The organism is Lactobacillus gallinarum DSM 10532 = JCM 2011, from assembly GCF_001434975.1.
Lineage (GTDB): Bacteria > Bacillota > Bacilli > Lactobacillales > Lactobacillaceae > Lactobacillus > Lactobacillus gallinarum.
Genome location: NZ_AZEL01000041.1, coordinates 20121 through 35553, shown reverse-complemented (window position 1 = coordinate 35553; position 15433 = coordinate 20121). Strand labels below are relative to the sequence as shown.

The following is a 15433-nucleotide window of genomic DNA, read 5'->3' as shown; positions in this document are numbered from 1 at the left end:
TTTTGCCACAATTTACAAAAGAACAAGAAAAAGCAATTAATGATCAAGGGCATGATATTTTAGTTTCCGCATCTGCCGGTAGTGGTAAAACTACTGTTTTAGTTGAGCGTGTTTTAAAAGAAATTTTAGCAGGTACGCGAGTAGATGAATTATTAGTTGTGACTTTTACCAAAGCCGCAGCCGAAGAAATGAAGATCAGAATTAAAGCTGCTTTAACTAAAGAATTAGCCAAACCTGGAGTTAATCATAGATATTTGCGTGAGCAGTTAAATCAGGTAGATACCGCTAATATTTCAACTATTGATGCATTTTGTTTGGATGTAATTCATCGCTTTTATTATTCAATTGAGTTAGATCCTAGTTTTACGATCTTAACTGATGATACGCAAGCTGCCTTGTTGAAAGAACGTGCTTTGCGTGAGATCGAAGGGGAAATGTTAACTAATAAGGATCAAGCTTTTAGACATTTCTATGATAATTTTGCTGGTGATCGGGATGCAGATAGTCCTCGTGATTTGCTATTAGATTTATACAATTTTGCTATGGCAAAACCAGAATATCGCGCTTGGCTTAAACAATTGCCACAGATTTATGATATTGAAGACAGTGTTGTGGAATCAAAGATTTGGCAAAAACAAATTAAGCCGTATATTGTGGCTAAATTCTCGGAATTACAGGACAAGATAGCATCTTATTTATCACAAGCTGTGATGGAAACTAAGGAATTGGCTAAGGTAAAAGAGTCATTCACGCTGTTTGCACAAAATATAGATAATTTTGTCCAAGCGGTTAAAGAAGATGCTGATTATGATAAGCAGAGGGAGTTATTAAGAAGCTGCGTATTTACAATTAGTTTTCGTAAATCGAAAAAATGGGATGAAGACCTGGTAGAGTTTTATGAAGAAATCCAAGCTTTAAAAGATGAATCGAAGAGTCAGGTACTCGATACCTTTACTTCATTTTTTGCGGTAGCTGAAAAAGAGCAGATCAAGATTATGCAAGACGGGCAAAAGATTGTCAGTGCTATTTCAGCTGCTGAAATTAAATTAATTGAACGCTTTAATCAGTTAAAACGTAATGAAAATTTGCTTGATTATAGTGATATGGAGCAATTAGCTTATCAAATCTTAAGTCAAGATACGTCTAGTTCCCAAATGGCGCGCGATTTTTATCAAAATAAGTTTAAGGAAATTCTGATTGATGAATATCAGGATATTAATGCTCTGCAGGAAAGAATTATTCAGCAAATTAAAAATGAGGAAAAGAACACTCTTTTCATGGTGGGGGATGTAAAACAGTCAATTTATGGATTTAGACAAGCTGAACCAAGTCTGTTTTTACAAAAATATCATCAATTTGCCCAAGAACAGAATGAACATGAAGAACGGATTTTGTTGTCAGATAATTTTAGATCAACCGAGCCAGTAACAGAAACAGTTAACCTAGTGTTTAAGAGCATTTTAAGTACTGATTTTGGTGGGATTGATTATCAAAAAGAAGGGCAGCTAGTTTTTGGGGCGAAATATTATCCCAAATCACTGCCTCAAGCAAGTGAAGTGATTATTCATGAAAAGAAAAACGGCACTAATAAAGATGAAAGTGAGATAGACTTTTCTGAAATTCAAATGGTACTTGCTCGGATTAAGCAGTTAGAAGAAGAACACGTTCAGGTTTTTGACAGTAATACTGGTAAAATGCGAGATATGCAATATAGTGATATTGCTATTTTAACTAGAAGTCGTAGTGATAATCTGGAAATTATGCAAGAATTTGCTAAGCAAGATATTCCATTATTTGTTACTGATGCAGAAAACTATTTTCAAACTTTTGAATTAACTGTCATGATGAATTATTTAAAAATAATTGATAATCCTGATCAGGATATTCCATTAGTAACAGTATTACGTTCTCCACTGTTCAATTTTGATGAAAAAGAGCTAGCCAGAATTAGAATTAAGAGTAAAAATAGCAACTTTTATAGTGCACTTACTTCATATGTAGGTACTAACGATGAGTTAAGTAAAAAGTGTAAAAACTTTTTAAATCAGTTAGCAGAATTGCGTAGTTTTGCCACTACCCATAGAATATCGGAATTAATTTGGAGCATATATGAGCGTACTAATTTATTAGAGATAATGACGGCATTGCCTAATGGTGAGCAGCGGCGAGTTAACTTAGAAGCACTATATGAAAGAGCTTCTTCATATGAAAGTGCAGGCTTTAAAGGACTATATCAATTTATTAACTTCATTGATCGAATGAGACGTAGTCAAAAAGATTTAGCACAGCCACTTTTAACTAAAGAAGCTGGTAATGCTGTTAGATTAATGACGATTCATGGTTCTAAGGGATTAGAGTTTCCAATTGTTTTCTATGTAGGGATGCAGCACCATTATCAGATGCGCGATTTAAATGGTAATTATATTATTAACTCTGATAGTATGGGGATTACCTTAAGAGAAAAGCATTATCGTGTAGACTCACTAGTTAAGGCAATGGGTAACATTACTAAAAAACAGCAATTGCTTGAAGAAGAAGCACGTATTCTTTATGTGGCTTTAACTAGAGCAAAGCAAAAATTGATTTTGGTAGGTGATGTTCCTAGCTTTAACAAAAAGGTAAAAGAATGGTCGACGGAATTGAATCACGCTGGTCAACTGCCATTAATTAATAAATTATCAGCTACTAGTCCTTTAAGTTTTATCGGACCTTCATTAAGATTTGATCGACATGTGGCTATTAAATTGAGTGATGTTACTAAGTCAATCGATCAAAGTCAAAAGATCCTGTTTATTGATTATCAGGATGAAGATATTAAATTTACTGAAAAAGAAGAAACTGATAATAAGCAGCAGGAAAATACAAGTAAGCTTAATTTGCTAACGCAGACAGTCAACCAGCTATATCAATTTGATTATCCTTTCAAAGATGCAAGTGAAACTACGGCTTATCAAGCGGTTTCTGAAATCAAAAAAGCATTTAATGATCCAATAGATGCTGAATTAGAGAATTCTCATTTATTAACTTCTACTAATCGTTATTTGCAACCAATTGATACCAAGCCTAATTTTTTGTATCAAACAAAATTTACAGGAGCAGAAATCGGTACGGCTACTCACTTAATCCTGCAGTATTATGATTACACGAATGATAGTGCAGATAATTTAGATCAAGAGATAGAAACGTTGATTGAACAAAAGAAATTGAATCCAGATATTGTTTCGAGCTTAAAGAAGGACCAAATTGACTGGTTTGTTCATAGTGATTTTGCCAAAGCTTTTTGGAAAGAGCCAGATAATTTAAAGCGAGAAGTTGATTTTTCTAGTTTGCTTTCAGCTAGAACTTTATTTAAGGATTTTAGTGATCCAGATGCTAAAATTTTGGTTCATGGTACAATTGATGGTTATTTTGTAGCAAAGAATGGTATCATTTTGTTTGATTACAAAACTGATCATGTGAATAAATCTAATATTGATAAATCAATTGAATTAATTAAAGAAAAATATACTGGTCAGCTTCGTTTGTATGAACAAGCGTTAAATGAATTTAGTGAAAAGAAAGTTATTGGCAAATATTTAATTCTGCTTGATGCAAAACAAGTAGTTGAGGTTAAGTAGTTAGAAAGAAGGAAAAAGATGGCAAAGATTTTTGCAAAAGATACCTTTGCTGTTGTTGACTTAGAAACTACAGGAACGCAGCGAGAAAAAGGCCATCATATTATTCAGTTCGGATGTGCAATTATCAAAAATATGAGGGTGGTTAAGACATATTCATTTATGATTAATCCTCATCGTGAAATTCCCCAGTCTGTAGTTAATCTGACTAGTATTCATAATGAAGATGTACAAGGGAAAGATGATTTCTCTGTTTATGCACCGAAGATAGTAGAGATTTTAAAAGATACGGTTTTCGTAGCGCATAATGTTGATTTCGATTTACCTTTTCTAAATTATGAATTAGTACAACATGGCTATGAGGCTTTGACTAATAAGGCAATTGATACAGTGGAATTAGCTAAGATTGCTTTTCCTACATTGCCTTCATATAAGTTGAGTGATCTAACTGCTCAACTTAAGATTAAACATCTTAATCCTCATAAGGCTGATTCAGATGCATACGGGACCGCCATTTTATTAATTAAAATTATTCATAAATTAGAGAGTCTTCCTCAGGCAACTTTGAATACGTTGAGCTCTTTATCAGCAAGTTTAATTAGAGATACATCTTGGGTAATTGCGACAATTGCAGATAATCTGCGTAAGCAAAAACGACCACTGGGCTCAAGCTATATGCAGGTTCGCAATATTATTTTACAAAAACAGAATGATCAATTAGATCGTCATGGAGAGAATGCTCATTTTCCAAAAACTGATGATGAAAAGAAGAATTTGTTTAAAGGTAAATTGCATTTTCGTCGTGCTCAGGTAGATTTAATTAACCATTTACATCAATTTATTAATAATTCCGATAAACGAGCTATGATAATTGAAGCGCCTAATGGAACTGGAAAGACTTTCTCATATTTGTTTTCATATGCGTATCAACTTTATTCGGGTAGAAAACTAGTAGTAGCTACACCAACCAAGGTATTACAAGAGCAGATAATGGAGCATGAGATACCTCAGCTTTTAAAGGTTACTAAATTAGATTTAACAGCTGAGGTCGTTAAATCCAGCAGTCATTATTTAGATTTAGATGGGTTTGTACAAACGATTTTTCAAGGTACGCCGAATAAAAATACTCTTGTATTACAGATGCAGATCTTAGTTTGGCTTACGGAAACTAAAACTGGTGATCTAGATGAGCTAAATTTGACTAACTATAATGCTCCGTTGTTTGCACAGATTCAACACCCGGGGGATGCAAGAGTAGGTAGTCGTTTTGCTAGTGTAGATTTCTGGAATCTTGCACGAAAGCGCCAGGAAGAGGCTGATATATTAGTTACTAACCATGCTTATTTGGCTAATCATTATATGGACACTATTTGGGGGCAAAACCCATATTTAGTAGTTGATGAAGCACATCGCTTTACTGAAAACGTTATTAGTTCACGTAATGATTCATTACGCTTTGAAGCTTTATGGGGCGTATTAAGTCATTTACGCAACCTGCTTTATTTTTCTAATGATGGTGTAGAAAATCAATTTAATGATAATGTGCAACTCAACTTTTTATTAAAAAAGCTTGATCCACAGATTCTAGAATTGATTCAATGTATTAATGATTTACAAAAGGATTTATACGCTCAAAACGATAATGCAGTCAATAGGTCATTTTTGGCTAATGGAACTTTAGAATTAAGTTTTCAAGGAAAAGGCTTATTTAATAAAAATAGTCAATTTAAGCAATTATTATCTAAGTTCCAACAAAAATTAGAGGAAGTTAGAGAATTAACCAATCAGGTTTTGTTTGAACTTTATCATGAGCAAGAACAAATTCTGACCAATACTGAGACGCTGCTGAGTGAAATTACTGAACAAATTGATCGTTTAGATTATTATTCTGAAAAGAGTTATCAATTAGCAGATATATTATCTGATTCGCAAAATTTGGATCAAGATGGGTTTATATTGATGGTTACTAATCCGGATGATCCTTTAAGCACTAACTTAGATTGGCTGATGTTAGATGCTGAAGAAGTGCTTAATCAAATTTATAGTCGCTTTGACCATATTGCTTTTATCAGTGCTACATTAACCAGTAACCATAATTTTGATTATGCCGTTAACCAGCTGGCTTTAAAAAATATGGCTGTAGTTGAATACATAGGCAAAAGCACATTTAACATCAAGAAGCATTTGCAAGTAATCTCGGTTAATAACATGCCTAATCCAGATAGTGAAGCGTATGAAGATGATATTGAGCAAATTTTAATTAACGATCTTACAAATAAAAACCACGTTCTAGTGTTAATGACTAATCTAGAAAAAATTCGAACGGTATTCATGGCTATTATGAATTCCCCAGAATTAAAAGATTTCGAAATATTGGCCCAAGGAATATCGGGTTCTAATAATAGAATTGCAAAAAGATTTGTAATTGCTAAAAAAGCGATTATTATTGGTGCTGATAGTTTTTGGGAAGGAATCGATTTTCATGATTGTGGTATTGATACTGTATTTGCAGCGCGATTGCCATTTGAATCCCCAGATCAGCCAGAAGTTCGTTTAAGACAAAAAAAACTAGAAGATCAAGGGATTAACGTCTTTGAAAAGGATAGCCTCCCTCGAGCTGTTATTAGATTCAGACAGGGAATGGGGCGCTTAATTCGTGGTGAAAAAGATCATGGACAATATATTATTTTGGATCCTAGATTATGGTCTAAAGAATATGGCAAGGCGTTCTTACAGGCAATTCCTGTTAAGGTAGAAAGAGTTACAAAAGAGAAATTAAAAGAATTAGAAAATAAGAAAAAATGATGATACAAGATGATACGAGACAAACGTTAAAATTTATATCATGGGTAATCGGGATTGTTATAATTGCTTTTGTGGCTAGCATTTTAATCTTTTATTATGCGGGGTCTCGCAGTCGAGGTAATGATCAAAAAATTGCAGAAATAGCCCGGACTAAAACTCCAATTAAGAATATTCAAAGCTACTATCATTTAGATAGAGGAACTAGTAGTTATGCTATTACTGGAACCGGGAAAAAAGGCAAACGCTATTATTTTGTTTATTTGCCTAACTCTAAAAAAGCATATTTATATCCAGCAAATAAAGGAGTATCTGAAACCTATATTAAAAATAAGTTTAAATCCTCTCATTCTGATGCTACAATTAATCATATTAATCTTGGTTGGTATAAAGGCCAAGCAGTTTGGGAAGTAGCCTATAAAAAGCATAATGATAATTTGGGCTATACAATATATGAATTTAAAGATGGAAATGATATTTCAGAAGTCGATAATTTATAGAAACTTTGGTATCATGGAACTGTATAATTGATAAAAAGGTGGACAGGAATTTTATGACAGAATTGATTTCAATTAAAGATTCTTCTAAACATGTTGACGAAGAAGTTAAGATGCATGTTTGGTTAACAGATAAAAGATCAAGCGGAAAAATTATTTTCTTGCAATTGCGTGATGGTACTGCATTCTTCCAAGGTGTAGTTCGTAAAAATGATGTAACAGATGAAGTATTTGAAGCTGCTAAATCACTTAGACAAGAATCTAGTTTTTATATCACTGGTATCGTACATGAAGATGCACGTTCTCACTTTGGCTACGAAATCCAAATTACTGATTTAAAGGTTGTTTCAAATAATGAAGGTTACCCTATTGGTAATAAGGAACATGGTGTTGATTTCTTGCTTGATCACCGTCACTTATGGTTAAGATCAAAGAAGCCATTTGCTATTATGCAAATTAGAAATACTATGTTTAAGGCAACTGTTGACTTCTTTGAAAAGGAAGGCTTCATCAAGTTTGATGCCCCAATTTTCATGCATTCAGCACCAGAAGGCACTACTCAATTGTTCCACGTTGATTACTTTGACCATGATGCTTACTTATCACAATCAGGTCAATTGTATGGTGAAGCTGGAGCAATGGCATTTGGCAAGATCTTTACTTTTGGTCCAACTTTCAGAGCTGAAGAATCAAAGGGTCGCCGTCACATGACTGAATTCTGGATGATGGAACCCGAAATGGCTTGGATGCACCAAGATGAATCATTAGACTTACAAGAAAGATACTTAGCTTACATGGTTAAGCAAGTATTAGACAAGAATGAATACGAATTGAAGATTTTAGGTAGAGATCCTGAAAAGCTTCGTCCAACTACCGAAGGTAACTTTGTTCGTCTTCCATATGATGATGCTGTTAAGATGCTTCAAGAGGCAGGTCGTGACTTTAAGTGGGGCGATGACTTTGGTGCACCTGATGAAGGTTACATTTCTGAACAATATGACCGTCCAGTATTTATCGTAAACTACCCAACCTCAATTAAGCCATTCTACATGAAGAAGAATCCTGATAATCCAAAGGAATACTTATGTGCTGATGTTATTGCACCAGAAGGTTACGGTGAAATCTTTGGTGGATCAGAACGTGAAGGTAACTACGAAGTGTTGAAGCAACAAATTATTGATGCTGGTCTTAACCTTGAAGATTATCAATGGTACCTTGACTTACGTCAATTTGGTGGTGTTCCTCACTCAGGCTTCGGTATGGGCTTTGAACGTACTATTGCTTGGGTATGTCACCTTGACCATATTCGTGAAGCAATTCCATTCCCAAGATTGATTAACAGAATGCAACCTTAATAATTGCATCGACAATTATGAATATGTAAACCGAAAGTTGGACTATTTATTAGTTCAACTTTTATTTTTGGAAAGGAAATCTGCCTTGCAATTTAATGATTATCGCGCTTTAGGTTTTACCACCTTACAAAATGGCTTAATTGCGTACTATTCTAAACTTAATATTAGTGATGCGGAGTTATTGTTAATTATTCAACTGGAAGCTTTTAGTCAGCGTGGAGAGTCGTTCCCCTCGAACGAAAAAATAGCGGCTAATACTAATTTGACGGTAGCAGATGTTGGCAATATTATTCAAAGACTAATTGATCGAGATTATTTAACTATTGAGCAAGTAAAAGATAATCAAGATAAAATTGGTAATAGATATAGCTTAAATAAATTGTATGATGCTATAGATCAATATATAGATCAGAATGTATTAATCAAAGATAAGAAGAGAGAAAAGACTGTATCCGTTGTAGATGATTTAGATAATAATCCGTTAAATTATCTTTCTCGTAAAGTTGAGGTAGAGTTTGGACGTTATCTGAGCCCAATTGAGAGGGAAGAGATCGCTCAATGGCTAAGTGTGGATCATTATACTCCTGAAGTGATAGAATTGGCTCTGAGAGAAGCTGTGTTGTCTCAGGCTTATTCTTTGAAATATATTGATCGAGTTTTACTTAATTGGCAGCGGCATAACTTAAAAACCGTTGATGAAATTGAGAGATTTTTAAAGAGGAACAGATAGGATGGCAGAAGATTTATTAAGCGATGATAAAGCACGTAGTGTTTTAAAAAGAATTTTAGCAATGTACCCTGATGCTAAAGGCGAATTGCAATGGGATAATACTTTTCATTTGTTGTGTGCGGTAATGATGAGTGCACAGACGACCGATAAAATGGTTAATCGGGTTATGCCTGATTTTATTAAAAAATTTCCTACTCCTGAAATTTTAGCCAATGCTCCAATTGAAGAGATTGAAAATACAATTAAGACTATTGGATTGTATCGCTCAAAGGCCAAACACTTAAAAGCTACTGCACAAATTTTAGTTGAAAAGTATAATAGTGAAATTCCTGAAGATAAGAAGACTTTGATGACGTTACCTGGAGTAGGAGAGAAAACTGCTAATGTAGTTTTAGCTGAAGGTTACGGAGTTCCAGCAATTGCGGTAGATACGCATGTATCAAGAATATCGAAGGTGTTTCATATTGTTGATCAAAAGGCAACACCACATGAAGTTGAACAACGGTTGGAATCAATTTTACCTAAGAATGAATGGATTAAAACGCATCATGCTATGATTCTATTTGGAAGATATACAATGCCAGCCAGAGCCAAAGGTGATCCATATTCATATTTGAATTAATTAAGATGAAAAAGGTTTATTTCTATTTGCAAAAATGCTTAGAGAAATAAACCTTTTTTTGTTAATGATATAATTATAGTGAGTTGTTACTAAATTTGAAATGCATAAAAAAAGTCTGCCTTCACTACGTTTCGGCAGACAAATAAAAAGAGTAGACACGCCAGTCTACTCTTAAACAATTAATCTTTATCAGAGTCATCATGATTTTGTTCATGATCTTCGTTATCTTCATTTCTTGTCGGCCTACTACTTTGAGTATGTGAAGCGGAAGATGATGATTGTTCACGACTACTTTGACTAGATTGAGATCTTTCAACTCTGCTTGATTGATGAGCAGTACCAGCTTCACTAGAAGAAGACTGAGTATTGTTTGTATTAACAGAATTGTTGGTCTCATTATTTGTATCAGTTTCTTCATCATCTTCATCGTAACTGGCCGCGCTATCACTGACACCAGCAGGGGCATGACCTCTAACATATAATTGCCAAGTGCCGCCAGTTTTTGCACGAATGACAGATTTAGGCTGTTCCCAATTCAAGTTTGGCTTATTTCTCATTAAGTAAGACATCATGCTCTTATACATTAGTTGAGCTGATTGTTGTCCAATACCTGAAATAGTACCATCCTTTAAATTATCATAACCTGTCCATATACCAATTGTATAAGATCTAGTGTAACCAACAAACCAGGAGTCCTTAGGAGTTGAATTATAACCAGGGTATTTTGCTAAATCTTCATCAGAATATTTAACAGTACCAGTTTTACCAGCTTGATAAAGATCTGGAATCTTTGCATTAGTACCTAAACCATGTTTGATGACGCCTTTCAGCATATCAGTAATCATGTATGCTGTTGACTTCTTCATAACACGAACACCGTTAGAGTCATAATTTCTAGTTAAACCATCAGGTGTTTCAATTTTAGAGACAAATTGAGGCTTATGGTAAATACCCATTGTTGCGAATGCACTGTAAGCACCTGTCATTTGCAAACTAGAGGCATTAGCACCAATAGCAACTGATAATCCGGAATTGGCTGGGACATTAACGCCCAATCGACGAGCAAAAGCAGAAGCACGTTTAACACCAACATCAGCTAATGTCTTAACAGCGGGAACATTACGTGATTGTTCCAAAGCTTTACGCATAGTCATCATGCCATCATATTTATTATCCCAATCATAAAGTTGGATATTAGTACCTGGGTAAACATATTTGCTATCGTCAAGCATCTTTGCAGTTGACCAATTCAAATATTGAATTGCAGGAGCGTAATCTAATACTGGCTTAATTGATGAACCTGTCGACCGTCCAGTTTGAACAGCACGGTCTAAGCCTAATTGAACTGAAGGCAAGTGTCGACCACCTAAAATTGCTACAACATGACCATTATTAGGATCGATCACTGTAGCACCAATTTGCATTTTATTGTTTGTGAATGGGACAGAGCCATTATTTGCCAATTCATAGAGTTTGTTTTGAGCATTTTGATCAATATTAATAGTGATTTTCAAATTATCATTATAAGGATCAAAACCTTTGCTCTTAACTTCAGAAATAACTTCTTTGATGTATGGATCATCGATCTTTCGAATCTTCGATTCGTTATCTGCTCGACGCTTTTTTAGCCCCTTAGTAATTGGTTCATTAATTGCCTGGTTATACTCATCTTTAGTGATCTTTTCGTTTTGTAGCATAGTTTTTAGAACAATGTTACGACGATATTGGGCCTTTTGAGGATAAAGGTAAGGATCATAGGCAACGGGAGCATTAGGCATCCCTGCGATTAAAGCAGTTTGAGCTAAATCAAGCTTTTTCAGTGGCTTGCCATAGTAATAGTTAGCAGCAGTTCCCATACCATAATTTCCATAATTCATGAAGACTTTGTTAATATAGAATTCTAAAATTTGGTCTTTACTGAATTCATGTTGTACTTTAACTGCTAGCCAAGCTTCTTGAGCCTTTCTCTTTAAGGTACGTTGTGATGCTGCAGTAGAAAATACTGTTAACTTAACTAGTTGTTGAGTAATAGTAGATCCACCAGCAGCAATACTATTGCTTTTGGCATTAGTAAGCATAGAACCGACGATTCTAATTGGATCTACGCCAAGCTTATCTTTATAAAAACGCTTGTCTTCAACGGAAACTACGGCATCTTTTAATAATTGTGGTATATCTTTATTTTTTACGTAAATTCGTTTTTCAGAACCAAGTGACAACAAAAACTTACCATCATTATTATATAAACTAGACGTACCGCCACTTTGCAATTGATCTTGACTGATATTAGGTGCATCTTTTGCATAAAAAGCAAATAGCCCAATACCTGAAACAATCAATAGCAAAACTATTAGAAAAAACCATTTAATGATTTTGATACCTAAACTATTCTTAATCGACCTTCGTTTATGATAATTTCTACGTGATTCGCGTTTCATATTATTTTCTGTCATGATTATCTTTCCCTATCTGCAATAAATTTATCAACTGCTTTTAAATAAGGTAGTGTAGGACGAAAACCGCTTTTGATTTCATAGGAATTGTCCACGATTTCTTTTAAAGTCATAGAACTTTTATCCTTTTCTCTCCAAGCATTAATTACAAAGCTAGCTGGAGTGACAAAATATCGTTCCAAACTAGCGAATCTAATAATTGTAAAGCAAATTCCTTTTTGCTTCAAACATGCGCTCAAATGAAAAATCTGGTGCTCATGAAAGTTCTTTAAAGGAAAGTTGGTTTTATTTCTGGTTTCTTTAGCTTCGAAATCAAGATAATATCCTTTATAAACGCCGTTATAGTCAGTAGTTGAAGCTTGTCTAAAATAAGCTTTACGAATAACAGCTTTAGAGCGTTTAGGATAATCAACCTTAACAATTTGAATGGGGGTAGGCTTCTTATGAACTACGGCGATACCCTCAGTCAAATAGTATTTATTAGATTCATTAATTTGTTGTTCAAGTGTCATTCCACGATCAGAAAAGTTAACGCCTTTCCGGTGAGTATATGGACGACGAGTACTATTTTCTTTCTTTTTAATAGGTTTTCTAAATGCAGCTAAACTGCCGCTTGGATATTTGACCATTGACTTCACTCCTGTTAGCATTATAGCAATAAAGACTAGATTTTTGAATATAGGGGGCTTTTAATGCAGCGTTTATGGGTAACTGGTTATCGTAGTTATGAATTAAATGTTTTTGGTGATAAAGACCCTAAAATTACTGTTATTAAGTACGCTTTAAGAAATTATTTTAAGAGTTTGCTTGAAGAGGACCAGTTGGACTGGATTATTACGGGAGCAAATTTAGGAATCGAGCAATGGGCGGCAGAAGTAGGACTAGAATTGGGTCAAAAGTTTCCTGTGCGAACTTCTATTATGATCCCGTATGAGAAGTTTGCTGATCGCTGGAATGAAAATAATCAGTCTAAGTTTTTAAACTTAAAAGAACGCGTCGACTTTTTTGCTTCAACTTCTAATCTACCTTATCAAAATTCGGTGCAATTACGTAATTATCAAAATTTTATGGTTCGACATACTGATAGAGCTTTGATGATTTATGACCCAGAGCATCCCGGCAAACCAAAATATGATTATAATTTAATTCAAAAGTATCAAGAAACTAAAGAATATCCATTAGATTTAATTGATTTTTATAATTTACAAGATGCAGCGGAAGAATATCAAGAGACTCATCGACAGAATTATTTCTCCGAATAATTTTAAAGTTTTATAAAAATGGAAATCTTGGTTTTACCTAGGCTATCTTTTTGCTAAAATAAAAATGAATGTAAAGGAGTTGTCAGTAGAATGGCAAATTTAAATGATATTAAACTATCTGCACAAGACATACTAAAAAAGCAATTTAGAAGTAAAGTAAAAGGTTATGATCCAGACGAAGTAGATGCTTATTTGGATGAAGTTATTTCAGATTATGAGAATTTTCAACAAATTATTGAAGATTTATATGGACAAATTGGCACACTTCAACGTCAAATAATGGACGAAAGACAAAAGGAAAAGAAGACAGTTGAAACAGAGAAGGAAGATAAAGTAAAAACTTACACCCCGACTCATAGAAGAACTGCCTCAGTTCCTAATTTTGCGGATGATAATGATAATAATCAGGGCGAAATTTCAACTAACATGGCCATTATTCAACGAATTTCAACTTTAGAAAGAAAAGTTTATAATCTTGAACAACATGTTTATGGTATAAAGCATTAATTTTTGCTATAATGGTTAACGGTGTGGATCTTGAGTAGGCGCGGCTAGCTATATGCTAGCTGAGGAAAGTCCACGCACGCACAGGCTGCGATGCTTGTAGTGATCGTATTCAGCTCAATAAGCTGGAGAAGAGTTTTTAACTCTTACGGCGGAAAAAATGCTAAATCTTTAAGACATGCATGACTATCCTGAAAAGTGCCACAGTGACGAAGCAAAATTAGAAATGATTTTGGTGGAACGAGGTAAACCCTGCGAGCGTGAAACCCAAATTTGGTGGGGGAGTCTTGGTCTAAGAAAATGAACTAAAGACCAGGTTATTGTCTTTGACAATAAAGATAGATGACTACTGAAGGTAATTTTTGCCAGAATTACTGGAACAAAACGTGGCTTATAGAGATTCACATTGGCAGAGTTGGGCTTGAGTCCAGCTCTTTTTTTATTTTTAATTAACGAAAGAGAAATAATGAAAGAATATCAACTATACGCAACTATGGGCGCTGGTTTTGAAAGCGTTGTAAACAAAGAATTACAAAGTATGGGTTACAAGACCAAAGTCGAAAATGGACGTGTGTTTTTTAAGGGAACCCAAGAAGATATTGTAAAGACTAACTTGTGGTTAAGAACTGCGGATAGAATCAAAATCTTGTTAAAAGAATTTAGAGCAACCGATTTTGATACTCTATTTAATGAAGTTTATGATTACAACTGGGCAGATTTGTTGCCAGTAGATGCTAAGTTTCCTGTGCAAGGTCGTGCAGTCAAGTCGAAGCTTCACTCTGAACCAGATGTACAATCGATCGTAAAGAAAGCTATCGTCAATAAGATGATTGATCAATATCATAGACGTGGCTTCTTGCCAGAAACTGGTAGTGAATATCCATTGGATGTTCACATTTATAAAAATATTGCTCGTATTTCCTTGGATACTACTGGAGCAAGTCTTTTTAAGCGTGGATATAGAGTAGAACATGGTGGCGCACCATTAAAGGAAAACTTTGCGGCAGGTTTATTAAAATTGACCCCGTATAATGGAACGCATCCCCTGATTGATCCAATGACAGGTTCTGGTACTTTAGCAATTGAAGCGGCTTTAATTGCTAAAAACATTGCACCAGGAACATGGCGAAAATTTGCTTTTGATAATTTCGATTGGTTTAATCACGATTTACATAAATCTGCATTAGAAAAAGCTAAGGCAGAGGTCAAAACATTAGACGCTCCTATTTGGGCTAGTGATATTGATCAATCTGTACTTGAGGTTGCTAAGTTAAACGCTCATAATGCAGGGGTTTTACAAGATATTCGTTTTAAGCAAGTAGCGGTCAAAGACTTTACTACTGACTTAGAAAATGGAATTATTATTGCCAACCCGCCTTATGGTAAACGTCTTAAGGATCGAGAATCTGCTGAAGAATTATATAAGCAAATGGGTGAAGTTTTACGTCCACTAGACTCATTTAGTCAATATTATTTAACAGCTGATCCTAATTTTGAAAAATGTTTTGGAGCAAGGGCTACTAAGAAACGTAAGCTGTTTAATGGTAATTTAAGAGTGGATTTCTATCAATATTGGGCAAACAGAAGATAAAAA

The 15433-nt window shown here is 34.5% G+C and carries 11 protein-coding genes and 1 other RNA gene; 10 read left to right on the top strand and 2 right to left on the bottom strand.

What is annotated here, in order from left to right; translation table 11 throughout:
* The first annotated feature begins 2 nt into the window (after positions 1–2).
* The 6 genes from addA (at position 3) to nth (ending at position 9620) form a co-directional block, all read left to right on the top strand.
* On the top strand, positions 3–3617 hold the full coding sequence (gene addA, locus FC37_RS04800) for a helicase-exonuclease AddAB subunit AddA (protein ID WP_025005662.1): 3615 nt from the start codon (positions 3–5) through the stop codon (positions 3615–3617).
* A gap of 18 nt (positions 3618–3635) precedes the next feature.
* The gene (locus FC37_RS04795) at positions 3636–6419 is read left to right on the top strand and encodes a helicase C-terminal domain-containing protein (protein ID WP_025005663.1); all 2784 of its coding nucleotides are present in this window, start codon (positions 3636–3638) and stop codon (positions 6417–6419) included.
* Entirely contained in the window at positions 6419–6916 is a 498-nt protein-coding gene (locus tag FC37_RS04790) for a hypothetical protein (RefSeq protein ID WP_025005664.1), read from the top strand. Before FC37_RS04795 ends, FC37_RS04790 begins: the two co-directional genes overlap by 1 nt.
* Before the next feature lie 53 nt (positions 6917–6969).
* On the top strand, positions 6970–8268 hold the full coding sequence (gene asnS, locus FC37_RS04785; protein WP_056945516.1) for an asparagine--tRNA ligase: 1299 nt from the start codon (positions 6970–6972) through the stop codon (positions 8266–8268).
* Between the two features lie 85 nt (positions 8269–8353).
* Complete coding sequence (locus FC37_RS04780) at positions 8354–8998, top strand: DnaD domain protein (protein ID WP_025005665.1); 645 nt, start codon at positions 8354–8356, stop codon at positions 8996–8998.
* 1 nt (position 8999) lies between these two features.
* Positions 9000–9620 (top strand): endonuclease III, encoded by a 621-nt coding sequence (gene nth / locus FC37_RS04775; protein WP_056945515.1) that lies wholly within the window; start codon positions 9000–9002, stop codon positions 9618–9620.
* A 179-nt stretch (positions 9621–9799) separates the two neighbouring features.
* On the opposite strand, the gene FC37_RS04770 is transcribed toward nth, so the two are convergent.
* Positions 9800–12073 carry a PBP1A family penicillin-binding protein gene (locus tag FC37_RS04770; RefSeq protein WP_035434300.1) on the bottom strand — a complete coding sequence of 758 codons (2274 nt, stop codon included), beginning with the start codon at positions 12071–12073 and terminating at the stop codon, positions 9800–9802.
* A gap of 2 nt (positions 12074–12075) precedes the next feature.
* The gene (gene recU, locus FC37_RS04765; RefSeq protein WP_025005667.1) at positions 12076–12702 is read right to left on the bottom strand and encodes a Holliday junction resolvase RecU; all 627 of its coding nucleotides are present in this window, start codon (positions 12700–12702) and stop codon (positions 12076–12078) included.
* 63 nt (positions 12703–12765) lie between these two features.
* Here recU and FC37_RS04760 point away from each other — a divergent pair, with 63 nt between their 5' ends.
* The 4 genes from FC37_RS04760 (at position 12766) to FC37_RS04750 (ending at position 15430) form a co-directional block, all read left to right on the top strand.
* Complete coding sequence (locus FC37_RS04760) at positions 12766–13335, top strand: SLOG family protein (RefSeq protein ID WP_025005668.1); 570 nt, start codon at positions 12766–12768, stop codon at positions 13333–13335.
* A 90-nt stretch (positions 13336–13425) separates the two neighbouring features.
* Positions 13426–13842, top strand: a complete 417-nt coding sequence (locus tag FC37_RS04755) for a DivIVA domain-containing protein (protein ID WP_025005669.1) — start codon at positions 13426–13428, stop codon at positions 13840–13842.
* Between the two features lie 26 nt (positions 13843–13868).
* Positions 13869–14238, top strand: an RNA gene (gene rnpB / locus FC37_RS10040) — RNase P RNA component class B.
* A gap of 67 nt (positions 14239–14305) precedes the next feature.
* Positions 14306–15430 carry a THUMP domain-containing class I SAM-dependent RNA methyltransferase gene (locus FC37_RS04750; RefSeq protein WP_025005670.1) on the top strand — a complete coding sequence of 375 codons (1125 nt, stop codon included), beginning with the start codon at positions 14306–14308 and terminating at the stop codon, positions 15428–15430.
* Positions 15431–15433: the final 3 nt, after the last annotated feature.

Bases quoted from the DNA above. Each gene is read 5' to 3' on its own strand.
- FC37_RS04750 (WP_025005670.1), top strand. From the start codon at position 14,306: ATGAAAGAATATCAACTATACGCAACTATGGGCGCTGGTTTTGAAAGC.
- FC37_RS04760 (WP_025005668.1), top strand. From the start codon at position 12,766: ATGCAGCGTTTATGGGTAACTGGTTATCGTAGTTATGAATTAAATGTT.
- FC37_RS04790 (WP_025005664.1), top strand. From the start codon at position 6,419: ATGATACAAGATGATACGAGACAAACGTTAAAATTTATATCATGGGTA.
- nth (WP_056945515.1), top strand. From the start codon at position 9,000: ATGGCAGAAGATTTATTAAGCGATGATAAAGCACGTAGTGTTTTAAAA.
- FC37_RS04755 (WP_025005669.1), top strand. From the start codon at position 13,426: ATGGCAAATTTAAATGATATTAAACTATCTGCACAAGACATACTAAAA.
- FC37_RS04770 (WP_035434300.1), bottom strand. From the start codon at position 12,073: ATGACAGAAAATAATATGAAACGCGAATCACGTAGAAATTATCATAAA.
- recU (WP_025005667.1), bottom strand. From the start codon at position 12,702: ATGGTCAAATATCCAAGCGGCAGTTTAGCTGCATTTAGAAAACCTATT.
- FC37_RS04795 (WP_025005663.1), top strand. From the start codon at position 3,636: ATGGCAAAGATTTTTGCAAAAGATACCTTTGCTGTTGTTGACTTAGAA.
- asnS (WP_056945516.1), top strand. From the start codon at position 6,970: ATGACAGAATTGATTTCAATTAAAGATTCTTCTAAACATGTTGACGAA.